The following is a 15,205-nucleotide window of genomic DNA, read 5'->3' as shown; positions in this document are numbered from 1 at the left end:
CTTGTCAGAGCCCGGTCAGGCGCCGACCGTAGCGTCGATCTCGGCGATCGGATCGCCTTCCTGGACGATCTGCCCCTCGTTGACCAGCAGGCGGCTGACGTGCCCTGCCGTCGGCGCGACGACGGGGATCTCCATCTTCATCGTCTCGAGGATCGCCACGGCGTCGCCGGCGGCGACCGGATCGCCCTCGCGGGCGACGATCTTCCAGACGTTACCGACGATCTCGGCGCGAGCGTGCATCATCGCTGCCCCTCACCGTGGGTCAGCATGCGCAGAGCGTCGGTCATGCGACCGCGGGTCTCCTCGGGGAAGATCACGTCGTCGACGATGCCCGCCTCGGCGGCCACGTACGGACGCGCCACGTTCTCGCGGTACTCAGCTGCAAGCTCGTCGCGCAGCGCGGCGGGCTCCTCGGCCGCAGCGAGCGCGCGGCGGTGCAGCAGGGCCACGGCTCCGCCCGGCCCCATCACCGCGATCTCGGCGTTCGACCACGCCCACGTCATGTCCGCGCCGAGTGACTTCGCGCCCATCGCGATGTAGGCCCCTCCGTACGCCTTGCGCACGACGACGGTCAGCTTGGGTGATGCGGCGTCGACGTAGGCCTTGAGCACCTTGGCGCCATGAGTGATGACGCCGCGGCCCTCCTCGACGGTGCCGGGCAGGAAGCCGGGAACGTCGACGAAGGTGAGGATCGGCACTCCGAACCGTCCGCAGAACTCGACGAAGCGGGCGAGCTTGACCGAGCTCTTGGCGTCGAGGATGCCGCCGCGGCAGGCGGGCTGGTTCGCCACGACGCCGACGGGACGACCGTCGAGGCGGCCGAACAGCGTGAGGATGCTGCCGGCGTGGCGCGGCATGAGCTCGAGACGCGCGCCGTTGTCGAGCACGCCGTCGATGAGCTGGTTCATGTCGAAGACGACCGAGGCCTTCTCGGGGACGAGCCCGGGAAGGGCCTCCACCGCGCGGGGATTCGCCGGAACGGCATCGCCGATGCGCTGCTCGCCACCGACGTGCGACGGCAGGAAGGACAGCAGCAGACGCGCCGACTCCAGGGCCTCCTGCTCGGACTCCACCTCGAGGTGGGCGACGCCGCTGGTCTCGGTGTGCAGGCGCGAACCGCCGATCTCGTCGGCCGTCGCGTCCTCGCCGGTCGCGGCCTTGACGATGTCGGGGCCGGTGAGGAACATGTGCCCCTGGCCCTTGACCATGATCGTCCAGTCGGTGAGCGCCGGCGAGTATGCGGCAGCGCCCGCGCACGGGCCGAGGATGAGGGAGAGCTGCGGGATGCGGCGCTGCGCCTCGACGTTGAGCGCGAAGATGCCGCCGCAGCCGTGCAGCGCCAGGATGCCGTCGGGGACGCGGGCGCCGCCGGAGTCGTTGATGTAGACGATGGGGTAGCCGCGGCTGATGGCGAGGCGCTGCGCATCCATGATCGCGTCGGCCATGACCTCGCCGATCGCGCCGGAGGCGACGGCGGCATCGTGCGAGGCGATGACGACCGGACGACCGTCGATGAGACCCCATCCGGTCACCACGCCGCTGCCGCCACCATGGGCAGCGCGCAGCGGTGTCGTCTCGACGAACGAGCCGGCGTCGACGAGCATCTCCACGCGCTCGCGGGCGGTATGGACACGCTTGCCGCGCGGCTCGACGCGGCGGAACCGCTCCTGCCGCCGGTCTTCCAATCGGGTGCGGTGGTCAGGCAGCTGCTCGACTTCGCTCACGGCGTCACTCCTAAAACATGAGGGATTCCTCAACTATAGGGCAAACATGAGGAGTTCCTCATCTTTGCTCCCGGATTCGCGTGTGATGTCGCGCACCCCTCCCCCGCGCGCCGCTCGTACGCTAGGGTGCAAACTAAGCAAGCGCTTAGACACTGTCACCATCCAGGAGAGGGATACCCCGTGTCCGAGACCCGTACTGCCATCGTCACCGGCGCCGCCCGCGGCATCGGTGCCGGCGTCGCTACCCGGCTGGCCTCCGACGGCATGAAGGTCGCCGTCCTCGACCTCGACGAGGCCGCCTGCGCCGGCACCGTCGACCAGATCACCTCCGCCGGCGGGCAGGCTCTCGCCGTGGGCGCCAACGTCGCCGACGCCGAGAGCGTCGAGGCCGCCGTCGCCCGAGTCACCGAGGAGCTCGGCGCACCGACCGTGCTGATCAACAACGCCGGCATCATCCGCGACAACCTCCTGTTCAAGATGACCGTCGACGACTGGGACGCCGTCATGGGCGTGCACCTGCGCGGCGCCTTCCTCATGACCAAGGCATGCCAGAAGCACATGACCGAGGCGAAGTACGGCCGCATCGTCAACCTCTCGAGCACCTCGGCGCTCGGCAACCGCGGGCAGGCCAACTACTCCGCGGCCAAGGCCGGCATCCAGGGCTTCACCAAGACCCTCGCCATCGAGCTCGGCAAGTTCGGGATCACCGCCAACGCCATCGCGCCGGGCTTCATCCAGACGGATATGACCGCCGCGACCGCCGAGCGCATCGGCGTCCCGTTCGACGACTTCATCAAGTTCAGCGCCGAGCAGATCCCCGTGCAGCGGGTCGGTCAGCCCGAGGACATCGCGCACACCGCGTCGTTCCTCGTGAGTGAGGGTGCGGGCTTCGTCTCCGGGCAGGTCATCTACGTCGCCGGCGGACCGAAGGACTGACGTGACCGAGGGCCTCGATCTCGACGCGCTCGCCCGCTGGCTCGACGCGCAGCAGCCGGGGGTGCTCGACACCTCCGCGCCGCTGTCCGCCGAACTGATCACGGGTGGCAAGTCCAACCTGACGTACACGGTCTCCGACGGCGCGCGCTCGGTGATCGTGCGCCGTCCGCCGCTCGGCCACGTGCTGGCGACGGCGCATGACATGTCGCGCGAGTATCGCGTCATGACCGCGCTGGCCGACACCGCCGTCCCGGTCCCGGCCACTCACGGGCTGTGCCAGGACGACGACGTCATCGGCGCGCCGTTCTACGTCATGGAGCGCGTCGACGGCACGCCGTACCAGCGAGCCGCCCAGCTCGAGGCCCTCGGCGCCGACCGCACCCGCGCCATCAGCGAACGCCTCATCGACACCCTCGCGTCGTTGCACGCGGTCGACTACGCCACGGTCGGGCTCGCCGACTTCGGCCGGCCCGACGGGTACCTGGAACGACAGGTGCGGCGCTGGAAGAAGCAGCTCGACGCCTCGCGCAGTCGTGACCTGCCGGGGATCGACGAGCTCGCCACCCGGCTCGAACGCGACATCCCCCAGTCCGGTGACGGCACGATCGTGCACGGCGATTACCGGCTGGACAACGCGCTGGTGAACGAGCGGGACGAGATCACCGCCGTGCTCGACTGGGAGATGAGCACGCTCGGCGATCCGCTGACCGACGTGGCGTTGATGATCGTGTACCAGAACCTCGCGACCCTGGCCGGCGACGCGGCCCAGGTCACCGTGACCGACGCGCCGAAGGCGCCGGGTTACCTCTCCGTCGAGGAGTCGATCGAGCGCTACGGTCAGGCGTCCGGCCGCGACCTCGGCGATCTGGGCTTCCACCTCGGCCTGGGGTACTTCAAGCTCGCGGTGATCCTCGAGGGCATCTACTTCCGTCACACCCAGGGCCAGACCCTCGGTTCGGGATTCGAGGGCATCGGCGACTCGATCTTCCCGCTCATCGACGCGGGCCTCGCCGCCACCACTCGCTGACCCGCAGCCATCACCGCGAGTGGTGCAGATTCGCGATCAGCACCTTCGTCCGGTCGCGAATCTGCACCACTCGCGGACGGATCTGCACCACTCGCCGAAGCGGACGACACCGCACGTCACCCGGGGTTACGCCGATCTTGGGTAGGCTGGCGGCGTGACCGCCCAGATTCTCGAGCCTCGACGGCGCCCGACGCAGGAGCGCAGCCGGGTCAAGTTCGACCATCTGCTGCAGGTCTCGCGCGAACTCCTGCTCGAGGTCGGCTTCGAGTCCTTCACCTGCGAGGAGGTCGCCCATCGCGCCGGCCTCCCCATCGGCACGCTGTACCAGTTCTTCCAGAACAAGTACGTCATCGTGTGCGAGCTGGACCGGCAGAACGCGGTCGCCGTCCGCGAAGAGCTCGCAGCGCTCACCGGCGAGTTACCCACGCTCGACTGGCTGCGCCTGCTCAACCGGCTCGTCGACCACATGGCGCGGCTCTGGCTCGAAGATCCCTCGCGCCGCGCCGTGTGGATGGCCATGCAGTCGACGCCCGCCACCCGCGCCACCGCCGCCGTCATCGAACGCGAACTCGCCACCGACGTCGCCTACGCCCTCGGCCCGCTGACGCCCGGCACTCCGCGTGAACGCCGCAAGATCATGGCCGAGGTGCTGGTGTACGTCGCGTACTCGATGCTCAACTTCTCCGTCCGCGACGGCCAGGAGCACACCGAGGCCATCATCGAGCTCAAGCGCCTTTTGAGCGCCTACTTGCTGGCCTCCCAGCCAGAGACCATCACTTGACGGCTCAGAACAGGAAGATCGGGGGCTGGTAGTAGGCCACCACCGCGGTGCCCCGGGGCAGGACGGCCGGTACCGACACCCTGTAGGAGGCCACACCGATCGACACGACGCGGACGTCGCCACAGGTTGAAACGCCGAAACCCCGGATGTTTCGGTCCGCGTCGAGCAACTGCGCCGCATACTGGCGGTCGGACTCGACGTCCTCGGCCTCCGGCGCGCTCAAACGCCCCCGTTCGACCCGTTTGACTACCTCACGACAGCCGTCAAGCTCATCGGAGTAGACGTCGGCCGCCAACGCACCGAACGGGAGACCCGGTGACGACGAGTGAGCTTCCCAGGCCAGGGCGGCGACGACGGCGGCAGCGCACGCCCACGCGGCGCCCGCTCTCCACCATGCACGCCGGTCCACTGCCTCTCTCCTACTGCTCGCGCCTTTCGTCGACCTCATCACGGGCGGTACTGCGTCGGCAATCGCTTCGGCGCGATTCGGATGAACGTCCGAATCGGTCTCGTCGCGGCTCCGCCTCGGACCACAGCCGCGAGAGGGCGCTGATCCGCTCGGCGGCCGCGCGCGACGCCGAGTCGCCGGGCGGAACCGGGAAGGGGTCGTCGCCGGACGCGTCGGACATCAGGCCCTCCCGAGCATCGCGAAGATCCCGGCACCGAAGGTAGCGAACAGCGCTCCCCAGGCGACGATCGAAACGGTCTGCCACACGACGACCTGGCGCCGGTCGAGCCCCATGGCTGCCATGACGAAAGCGGTCACCGAGATGGCCATGACGACCGGACCGACGAGGCTCGCGACGGGCACGCCCCACCGCTCCACGCGGTCGACGATCTTCTGGTGCCGCTCGGCCCGCTGCTCCGAGCGCGTGCCGGCCAGGCGCGCGGAGAGCCGGCTGCCGAGTTGCACCGCGACCAGCAGTGCCAGCACATTCCCGACGATCGCCGCGCCCAGGGCCAGCGGGACCGGCAGTCCCGCCATCGTGCCGACCATCGCACCGACGTAGCTCTCGAGAAACGGAACGACGGCGATCACGCCGACGGCGAGGAACTGCACCGCAGGATGGATGTCGTCGAGGAGGACTTCGAGCCACGTCACTGCGTCGTTCATGGCTCCAGCCTCGCGGGCGGGAGCGCCCGTGAGCAGTGCCGCGGCGTCAGCACTTCACATGACAGATGTCATCCGGCGGTGCGTGAGCACGCAGATCCGGCGCTGAAGTGCGTGCTAGCTCACCGCCCGGTGCCGAGGTGCGGGCTAGCTCACCGCCCGGGACAGGGTGACCTGTGCGAGCGCGTAGTCCCCGTCGTGAGTGAGGGACACGAAGACCTCGACGTCATCGCCGAGCGCCTCGGCCACCTCCCCGTGCAGGACGAGCCGCGGCCGGCCCCACGCGTCAGTGACGACCTCGATCAGGTGGTGGATCTCCTCGCCCAGGAGCGGAGCGCTCCCCCACAACGATTCCGACCACGCCTTGACGAACGCCTCCTTGGCGGCCCACCGGGCCGCGAAGGACGCGACCTCGGCGGCGTGACGCCCGCTTCTGCGAGCATCACGCCGCTCGCCGGGTGTGAACACCCGGTCGATCCAGGCCCCCGGTCGCTGAAGTTGCTCAGCGAATCCGGGGACGTGGACGAGGTCCACCCCGGTGCCGACGACGACCCCCATCGCGCATCACTGGCACCGGTAGACACCGTCGGCGCCGAGTCGCGCCTCCGGGTCGATCAACATCGCGGCCTCGCGCTCACGCGCGCCCGCGTCGCCCAGACGTCGGCCGGCGGGACGGCGGTACATGCTCTCCCCGCCGTACATCGCCTCGACCAATCGCATCCGGCCGTCGATCTGTCGCTGCTCGGCCCGCGCGAGGTACGCCTCACGCTGCTCGGTCGGCAGGGCCTCGACGAACGCCTGCGGGTGCACGACCGCGAGCAGACCCGCGACGTGACCGAAGCCGAGGCTCGTCACGAGGCCCGCCTTGAGCGGGCCGGTCCGCAGCGGCTCGCGCAGCCAGACGAGACGTTCGTACTCGCCGAGGTCGTCCATGACGCAGTCGAGGCTGCGGTTCGGCGGCACGACGCCACCGGACAGCACCTGGCACAGGCCGATGAGCTGGAACGCCGCAGCACCACCCTTGGAGTGCCCCGTCAACGTCTTCTGGCTGATGACGTAGAGCGGGTTGCCCTCGTCGCGGCCCAGCGCGCTGGCGAGCCGCTCGTGCAGCTCGGACTCGTTGCGCTCGTTGACGCCCGTCGACGTGTCGTGCTTGCTGAGCACGGCGATGTCGTCGGCGCCTACGCCGAGGCCGTTGAGCGCCCGGGCGAGCTGGGACTCGCGACCACCGCGTCCTGCCGCCAGTGCGCCGAGGCCCGGAGCCGGGATCGAGGTGTGCACGCCGTCGGCGAACGAGCTGGCGTAGGCGAGCACACCGAGGACCGGCAGCCCCGCCTCCGCAGCCAGCGAGCCGCGGGCGAGCAGGATCGTGCCGCCGCCCTGCGACTCCACGAATCCGCCGTAGCGGCGGTCGTTGGCCCGGCTGAAGTACCGGTCCTGCAGACCCTTGGCCGCCATGACGCCGGAGTCCGCCGTGGCCGACATGTCGCCGAACCCGACGATGCCCTCGACCGAGAGGTCGTCGAAGCCGCCGGCCACGACGAACTCGGCCTTGCCGAGCCGGATCTTGTCCGCGCCTTCCTCGACGGAGACCGCCGTGGTCGCGCAGGCCGCGACCGGATGGATCATCGCGCCGTAGCTGCCGACGTAGGACTGCACGACGTGCGCGGCGATGACGTTGGGCAACGCCTCCTGCAGGATGTCGTTCGCCTTCGCCTCACCGAGCAGCGTGTCGATGTACAGCGAGTGCATCGAGCTCATGCCGCCCATGCCGGTGCCCTGCGTGTTGGCGACCTGCGTCGGGTGCACCCAGCGCAGGAGCTCCGCCGGCGTGAAGCCGCTGGACAGGAACGCGTCCACGGTGCAGACGAGGTTCCACAGCGCCACCCGGTCCACGGACTCGACCATCTCGGCCGGGACACCCCACACCGTCGGGTCGAAACCGGTCGGGATCTGCCCGCCGACCGTGCGCGTCAGCTTCATCTTCCGCGGCACCCGGATCTCGGTGCCCGCCTTGCGGGTCACCGTCCAGTCGCCGTCGGCCGTCTGCGCGATGACCGTCCGCTCGGGGTCGGCCTCGTGCATGGCCCGCGCCTCGGCCTCGCCGGAGACCGTGAACGTCAGGTCCTCCTCGAGGTAGACCGACGTCAGCAGCGGTGCCGCGTTGTCGACCATCGAACCGTCGTCGCCGTAGCGGCGGATGCCGACCCGCTCGCGGACGGCGTCCTCGTAGCGGTCGGCCAGGTCCTCCTCGGCCACCGGCTCGCCGCTCTCGGCGTCGTACCAGCCGCGGTTGACCTCGTCCCACTGCACGAGCCCGGTGGTCCACGCGAGTTCCAGCACGCCGGCGGCCGACAGGCGGTCGCTGACCTCGGCCTCGAAGCGCGTGCGCGCCGACCCGTACGGCCCGAGCTCGCCGGCGCCGACGATGACGACCATGTCGTCGAGCGACGTCGTGACCTCGCCCCAGGCGGGCGTCTCGACCCGGTCGAGTTGCGCCGGGGAGGCCGGAAGCGCGGGGATGGTGGCCTCGTTCTGCTGGTGGTCGAGTGCCTGCGAGGAACGAGCAGGTGTATCGAGACCCGCCGCGAGCGCAGCCAGGTCCAGGTCCACGTCGCCGAGGCCGCCGGTCAGGTCGACCTGGACCGGAGCGATCTCGGCGGTCGTCCGGGCCTGGTCGACGCCCTGCGTCAGCAGCGCCTCGGCCATCTCCTCGGTCGACCACGTCCGGACACCGCGAGCCTCGACGGCCTCGACCATCGGGTCGTTGCCACCCATGAGCCCGGTGCCGCGCACCCAGCCGATGATCGCGTGCGCCAGCGTGACCCGACCGGACCACGAACGCTCGGAGCGCCACTTGGCGACGAGCGCGTCGAGCGCGGACTTGGCCTCCGCGTAGGCGCCGTCGCCGCCGAACATGCCGCGGTTCGGCGAACCGGGAAGCACGACGTGGAGGCGACGCGTGAGATCACGGTCCTGGACGTGCTCGGACAGGACGCCGATGAGGCGCTCGACCGACCACAGCAGGACGCGCATCTCGAGCTCGGCACGCGGTCCGGCGTCGGTGGTGTCGCCCATCACCCGGCCGGCAGCGAACGGGAAGAGGATCGTCGGCGTCAGCGCCGGCTTGGTCACCGTGGTGACCCCCGCCGCCGTCCGCGTCTGCTCCGAGCCGATCCACGCGGCGAGCGCGTCGATGTCGGCGAAGGACGCCATGTTGGCCGGGACGACCCACAGTGCCGCCCCTGCCCGGGCATGCTCGCGGTAGAGCTGCTTGAAGAACGCGAGCTTGCTGCCGTCGATGCGCGAGGTCGTCGCGATGACGGTGGCGCCCTCGGCGAGCAGGCCGCCCACGACCGAGGCGGCGATCGAACCGCGGCTCGCGCCGGTCACGACGGCGACCTCGTCGGCGTACCGACCCGGCGTGGTGTCCTCGGCAGCCTCGGCGATCTCGGCGAAGCGCGGAGCGAGCGCGTTGCCCGCCCGCTCGGCCCACCAACGCGCCTGACGGGCGACGGCCGGGCCGGTGCCCACGAAGCTGCCGGTGACCTCGGTGCCGTGCGCGATGCGCGCGAGGTCCTCGCGGGCGCTCGCCCAGCGGTCGTCGAGGACGAAGGCGCGATCGGCGTCGAACGCCGGGGCCGTCGCCTTGACCCAGTCGGAGCCGAGTTCGGCCTCGACCCGGGCGAGGACCTGCGCCGCCTGCTCGTCCGTCTCGACCTCGGCCGGCATGTCGGCCAGTCCGAGTTCGTCCAGCACGAGCCGCGCGGCCTTGGCCAGCACGCCGTCACGGCCGGTGATTTGCTCGGTGAACTCGCCGAGCGCCGCGGCGTCGATCGTCGCGCCACCGTCACCGCCGGAAGCGGGGAGGTCCACACTCACGCCGTGACGGGCCGCGACGGCCTGCACGCTCGCGTCGACGGCTGCGTCGACGTCGGCGCCGGACGCCAGTGCGCCGAAGGAGCCGAAGTCGCCGCCGCGGACGCTCGCGCCCTCGCGCGTCGCCATCGCGAACTCCGCGAGCACGTGCGAGGCCCAGCCGGGACCGAGCTGCCAGGTTCCGGTCACCCGCTCGGTGATCGCGGCCGGCTTCTTGCCCGTCGGGCCGAGGACCTTCTTGAGGTGCTCGGCGATCGTGTCGCTGAGCACCGGACCGAACGCGGAGTAGCCGCGGGCGAGCCCGGTCACCTGCTGACCGAGCGTCACGAGGTCGGCGTCGGCCGCACCGTCGATCGCTCCCAGCGAGAGCTCGGCACCGAGGTCGACGAGCAATTGGTTGCGGCGGCTCGACGCGCCGTCGCACAGCGACTCGATGGAGTCGGCCGCACCGATCTGGTCGAGGCGCAGCTTGGTCCACCAGGCCACGAGGACCCGGGTGGCGTCGGCGGCGTCGAACGTCAGATCCGCCGGACGCGGGCCACCGGTGCTCGCCGGGGCGGCCGGAGCCGGGGCCGCAGGGGCAGCGGCGGGAGCGGACTCGGCCTGCGGCGCGTCGGTCACCTCGTCCTCGGCGACCTCGGGCTGATCCTCGTCGGTGCCGAAGACCACCGCGGAGTCACGCTCGATGTTGGCCACCTCGACCCGCCCGTAGGACGTCTCGGGGAGCTTCAGCGTGGACGCGGCGAGGTTGGCCACCGTGGGGGCCGAGCCGACGCCGATCTCGATGAAGCGCTCGACGCCCAGTCCGCCCTGCTCGACCGGGGTGAACATCAGGTCCTGGGTCTCGATCCAGCGCACGGGGCTCGCGAACTGCCAGGCGAGCAGCTCGATGAGCACCCGACGGCAGAGGACGCCCGGCTGCGCGGCCCACGCCTCGAAGTCGGCCAGCACCTCGCGGAGCGGGGCCGAGTCGACGAGGTCGGCGATCTCGGTGATGAACTCGCGGTCCAGGCTGAACGGGCGCGGCACGAGATTCGGGATGTACCGACCGGTGAGGATCCGCGGATCGATGTCGCCGGGCAGCAGCTCGTCGAGGCGGTCGCGGAAGTCCGGGACACCGCCGTGCAGCACGCGCGAGTGGAACGGCACGTCGATGCCGGGCACCAGGATGAACGCGGCCTTGCCGCCGAACTCCTCGCGTCGGCGGGCGATGTCGCGCTCCAGCTCTTCGAGGCCGGCGACGGTGCCGGCGATCGCGTACTGCGAACCGCGCAGGTTGTAGTTGACGATCTGCAGGAACTCGCCCGAACGCTCGGCGATGCCCTCGACGTAGGCCGTGACCTCGTCGTCGGCCAGGCCGATCTGCGAGGGACGGATGGCCGCGAGACGGTAGTTGCTGCGGCCCTGGGCGTCACGCGGCACGAGCGTGTGCATGACGGAGCCGCGCTGGAACACGACCTCCACGACGGCCTCGAGCGGGATGACGCCCGACACCGCGGCGAGCGCGTTGTACTCACCGACGGAGTGCCCGGCGAGGACGGCGCCTTCGACGAAGGCACCCGACTCGCGGAGCTCAGCCATCTGCGCCGCACCGAGAACGGCCATGGCGACCTGGGTGAACTGCGTCAGGTAGAGCACGCCGTCGGGGTGGCGGTGGGTGACGCCGTTCGCGGTGAGCTCGGTCGGGTTGTCGCGCACGACCGTGAGGATCGAGAACCCGAGCGCCGCACGCGTGTGCGCGTCGGCGCGGTCCCAGATCTCCCGCGCGGCCTTCGACCGCTGGTATCCGGCCATGCCCATGCCCGGGCTCTGGATGCCCTGCCCGGGGAAGGCGTAGGCGGTGCGCGGCGCGTCGAGGCGAGCGGTCGCGGACATGACGACCTCGCCGTCGGCGCGCACCGTCACGTCGAGGACCTCGGCGCCGGCGTCGAGGCCGATGCGGTCCGCGCGGATCTCCACGTCGGCGCCCGGACGCACCGGGGCCATGAAGCGCGTAGTCCAACCCGAGACGCGACGGCCGGTCTGGGCGACGACCTGCTGCTGAGCCGCCGCCGACGTCCACATGCCGTGCACGATCGGGGCGCCGAGGCCGGCGAGGCGGGCCGCCGCGACGCTGGTGTGGATCGGGTTGTGGTCGCCCGTGACGGCGGCGAACGCCCGCAGATCGCGCGGGGCGGTGAGCCGGCCCGCGGCCCGCTTTTTGCGCGGCGTATCGCGGACGTCGTCGCCGAGCACCCCGCCGGCGCGCGCCGGATCGGCGAGGTCACCGGTGGTGCTGCGTCCGCGGATCGCGAACCGCTCGGTGAGCGCGGCGACCTCGCGGTCGCCCGAGGTGATGTCGATGTCGACCGTGACGACGCGTCCGTAGGACGTGTCGCTCACCGCACGCAGGCGCGCCACGACCGAGAGCTCGGCCTCCTCAGCCGGCAGGTCGCCGAGCGCGATCGAGTGATCGAGGTGAACGAGGTCGAGCATGCCCTCGACGACCGGGACGTCGCCCTCGGTCCGCGCCTCGGAGATGACCGCGAAGACCGCGGGCCAGGCGAGCCCGACGAGGACGTCCGGGGCCGGGTGCCGCGAGGGCTCGACCGAGGCGCCGCTGACGGCGGCGTGGTCGGCGCGCAGGTCCGGGTGCCATGCCGCGCTGAACCGGGCGACGCCGCCCTCGCTCGCGGGCACTTCGCCACCGGCGGCCCCGGCGGCGATCGTCCTCATCGCGGCGGCGGCGTCGTCGGTCGCGACGACCGGCGCACCGCCGCGGGCGACGGTAGCCCCGACCCGGATCGGCAGCACGACGTGAGCGCCGTCCGACAGTGGGACCCGCAACTCGGCGAGTCCCTCGCCGGCAACGAGCTCGGCGCCGGTCTCGGGGTGCTCAGCGGTCGTCGGGCTCGTGATGACCCAGCCGGAACCGAGACGATGCACCGGGTTGCCGACGGTGCGACCGGCCCAGACCACGTCGGGAGCGGCGAGCACGAGCGAGAGCGCGTCGGCGGCCTCGCCGGCCTCGATGCGACGGCGTCCCTCAGCGCGCTGGGGCGCCGCACCGGCCGCGAGCAGCGCATCGATGGTCTCGTCCTCGAACCGCTGAAGCAGCTCGGCGACGGGCTCGTCGGCCCGGGTGATGCCGGCGACCGAGACGGTGCCGGGGATGACGCACACCTCGTCAGCGCTGTACCGAGCATCGTGCGCCTGCCACAGCGAGTCCGAGCGCCACCAGCGGCGCACGTCGGCGTCGATGACCGGCACGAAGTTCACGGGCTTGCCCGGGCGCTTGCACTGCTCGACGAAGAACGCCTCGTCGGCGGGGTGCAGGACGACCTCGTCGGCGTGCGGATGAGCCTGGAGCAAGCGGGAGATGGCTGCGCTACCGTCCTCGACGTCGCCGGGGGCATCGAAGAGCGTGGGAATGCGGCCGCGGTCCTCGCGGGCGAGACGCGCCTCGGCGCGCTGGATCATGGCGTGGAAGCGGTCCCGGAGCGTGACGTCGAGCCAGGCCGGCGAACCGTCGACGGCGGTGCCCGAGAGCTCGACGAAGCGGCGCAGCCACTGGGCGTACGTCATCGTGCGGACGTCGCCGAAGTACGGCTTGGCCGTCTTGTTGATCGCCGTGATGATCTCGTCGCGGCGAGCCGCGACCGCCTCCGCGTCACCGGCGACCTCATCGAGGAGGCGGCCCGTGCGCGACGCGGTGTTGTCGATCTCGTGGATGTCGGCACCGAGCTGGCTGCGGCCGGAGGCCATGCCACCCTCCGCGGTCCCTGCGCCGACCCAGCCGGAGGTGCCGCGGGTCTCGACGAGCAGCTGCTTGACCTCGGGCGCGGTCGTCGCCTCGAGCGTGGCCATCGCGGCCGTGCCCACGAGGACGCCGTCGAGCGGCATCGCGGGGAAGCCGTGACGACGCGACCACTCGCCGGTGAGGTAGCTGGCCGCGGTCTCGGGGGTGCCGATGCCGCCACCGACGCACACGACGACGTTGCGCTCCGCGCGCAGGTCGGCGTACGTGGCGAGGACGAGGTCGTCGAGGTCCTCCCACGAGTGGTGGCCGCCGGCGCGTCCACCCTCGATCTGCACGATGACCGGCATCGGAGCCAGCTCACGCGCGATAGCGAGGACCTGACGGATCTGGGCGACGGTGCCGGGCTTGAACACGACGTGGGCGATCCCGGCGGACCGGAGGTCCTCGACGAGCGCGACGGCTTCCTCGAGCTCGGGTACGCCCGCGGTCACGATGACCGCGTCGATGGGAGCGCCGGCCGCGCGGGCGCGCTGCACCAGGCGCTTCTGGCCCAACTGGAGCTTCCACAGGTAGGGATCCAGGAACAGCGAGTTGAACTGGTAGGTGCTGCCCGGCTCGAGGAGCTTGTCGAGCTCGGCGACCCGATCGTTGAAGATGTCCTCGGTCACCTGGCCGCCACCGGCGAGCTCGGCCCAGAAGCCGGCGTTGGCCGCGGCGGCGACGATCCTGGCGTCGACCGTCGTCGGCGTCATGCCGGCCAGCAGCACGGGCGACTTGCCGGTCAGTCGGGTGAAGGCGGTCTCGACGACGGTCGAGCCGTCCGGAAGGGTGGCGAGGCGTGGGGCGTGCGCCGACCACGGGGTGGGACGCGCGGGGGTGGCGCCCACGGACGTCAGTTCGCGGTGGCCGCGCCGCGTCGTGGTGGCGACGAGGCCGGCGCCGCGGGGGCGGGTCTCCGCGGCGGAGAGGCGCGAGGCGAGATCGGCCGGTCCGAGATCGAGGATCCACTGGGCACCCGCATCGAGGACCGACTCCAGCTCGTCCACCCAGTCCACCGGGTCGACGATCGCGGTCTGCGCGAGGTCACGCGCCAAGGACGCATCGATGCCGCAGCGGTCGGCCCACTCGCCGACGAGGTCGACGATGCCGCCGAGATCTGGGTGATGGAAGGCGACGCGCGCCGGCAGAGGCTCCAGCACGGGCGAGAACGGGGTGCCGCCGGTGACCTTGCGGTCGCGCAGGGCCTTCGCGTCGGCGGCGACGGCCTCGAGGCGGGTGACGACGCGATCGAGATCCGCCTGCGGGCCCGACAGGACGACGGCGCGACGGGCGTTGCGAATGCGGCACACGACGCGGGTGTCGAGCTCGTCGACGATGGCCCGCACGCGCTGGGGGTCGACCTGGCTGACGCTGAGCATCGAGCGGCCGAGCAGCCCCCGGCGGCGTCCCTCGATCTGCGTCGCCGCACCCACGAGGCGGGCGATGGCCAGCACGGTGACCGGGTCCGACCCGGCGAGCAGACGCGTGGAGAGTTTCCCCTGCGAGTGCCCCACCACACCGACCGGCGGCACCTGATCGAGGTCGAGACCCTGCCGGCGCAGCGCTGCGAGTCCGGCGATCTGAGTCAGGACGATGCCCGGCACCGAGGCCGCCGGCTCGTGGAGAGCCTCGGCCGAAGGGACGTCGGCCGCCTGCTCGTCCTCGGCCGACTCCCCCACCGCGAGGGCGTCCACCCAAGCGAGCGGCGCGAACTCGACGCCGGCGCGCGCGAGTTCGGCGGCGACCGGATCGACCAGTCGCTCGGCGTTGGCGAGCGCGGCCGTGAGTTCGGACTCGAGCGCGAAATCGCGCACGAGGTCGGACAGCGAGGGCAGCCACTCACCGCCCTGGCCGGCGAAGACCACGGCGTACGGCGCGCCGTCGCGCAACGCGTCGATGAGGCGCGCGCCGGTCTGGACCGGACGCGAGGCGGGGACGATGGGGGTGGGGTCGAGCGTCGTCATGACGA

9 protein-coding genes are annotated in these 15,205 nt (G+C 71.5%); 3 read left to right on the top strand and 6 right to left on the bottom strand.

The genetic code is table 11. From position 1 onward, the window contains the following. Positions 1-15: 15 nt before the first annotated feature. A complete protein-coding gene (locus D9V41_RS12580; protein ID WP_121794928.1) occupies positions 16-243 on the bottom strand; it encodes a biotin/lipoyl-binding carrier protein in 228 nt (75 codons plus the stop codon). Beyond that, on the bottom strand, positions 240-1,724 hold the full coding sequence (locus D9V41_RS12575; RefSeq protein ID WP_208006851.1) for an acyl-CoA carboxylase subunit beta: 1,485 nt from the start codon (positions 1,722-1,724) through the stop codon (positions 240-242). The genes D9V41_RS12580 and D9V41_RS12575 overlap by 4 nt, the downstream gene beginning before the upstream one ends. A 180-nt stretch (positions 1,725-1,904) precedes the next feature. On the opposite strand from D9V41_RS12575, the gene fabG reads away from it, so the two are divergent. The 3 genes from fabG to D9V41_RS12560 all read left to right on the top strand — a co-directional run bounded on the left by fabG (position 1,905) and on the right by D9V41_RS12560 (position 4,468). Then, positions 1,905-2,660 carry a 3-oxoacyl-ACP reductase FabG gene (fabG, locus tag D9V41_RS12570; RefSeq protein WP_121794927.1) on the top strand — a complete coding sequence of 252 codons (756 nt, stop codon included), beginning with the start codon at positions 1,905-1,907 and terminating at the stop codon, positions 2,658-2,660. 1 nt (position 2,661) lies between these two features. Further along, positions 2,662-3,687: a phosphotransferase family protein gene (locus D9V41_RS12565; protein WP_121794926.1), complete on the top strand. Its 1,026-nt coding sequence runs from the start codon at positions 2,662-2,664 to the stop codon at positions 3,685-3,687. 154 nt (positions 3,688-3,841) lie between these two features. Beyond that, on the top strand, positions 3,842-4,468 hold the full coding sequence (locus D9V41_RS12560; protein WP_208006850.1) for a TetR/AcrR family transcriptional regulator: 627 nt from the start codon (positions 3,842-3,844) through the stop codon (positions 4,466-4,468). Positions 4,469-4,472: 4 nt separating this feature from the next. Here the strand turns inward: D9V41_RS12560 and D9V41_RS12555 are convergent, their stop codons facing one another. The 4 genes from D9V41_RS12555 to D9V41_RS12535 all read right to left on the bottom strand — a co-directional run bounded on the left by D9V41_RS12555 (position 4,473) and on the right by D9V41_RS12535 (position 15,200). Continuing rightward, positions 4,473-4,877: a hypothetical protein gene (locus D9V41_RS12555; protein ID WP_121794925.1), complete on the bottom strand. Its 405-nt coding sequence runs from the start codon at positions 4,875-4,877 to the stop codon at positions 4,473-4,475. A gap of 219 nt (positions 4,878-5,096) precedes the next feature. After that, on the bottom strand, positions 5,097-5,582 hold the full coding sequence (locus D9V41_RS12545) for a hypothetical protein (protein ID WP_121794923.1): 486 nt from the start codon (positions 5,580-5,582) through the stop codon (positions 5,097-5,099). Between the two features lie 144 nt (positions 5,583-5,726). After that, a complete protein-coding gene (gene acpS / locus D9V41_RS12540) occupies positions 5,727-6,137 on the bottom strand; it encodes a holo-ACP synthase AcpS (RefSeq protein WP_121794922.1) in 411 nt (136 codons plus the stop codon). A 6-nt stretch (positions 6,138-6,143) separates the two neighbouring features. Beyond that, positions 6,144-15,200, bottom strand: a complete 9,057-nt coding sequence (locus D9V41_RS12535) for a type I polyketide synthase (RefSeq protein ID WP_243697261.1) — start codon at positions 15,198-15,200, stop codon at positions 6,144-6,146. Between the last annotated feature and the right edge of the window lie 5 nt (positions 15,201-15,205).

This window comes from Aeromicrobium phragmitis, from assembly GCF_003674095.1.
Classification (GTDB): domain Bacteria; phylum Actinomycetota; class Actinomycetes; order Propionibacteriales; family Nocardioidaceae; genus Aeromicrobium; species Aeromicrobium phragmitis.
This window is presented reverse-complemented; position numbering and strand designations above follow the sequence as displayed.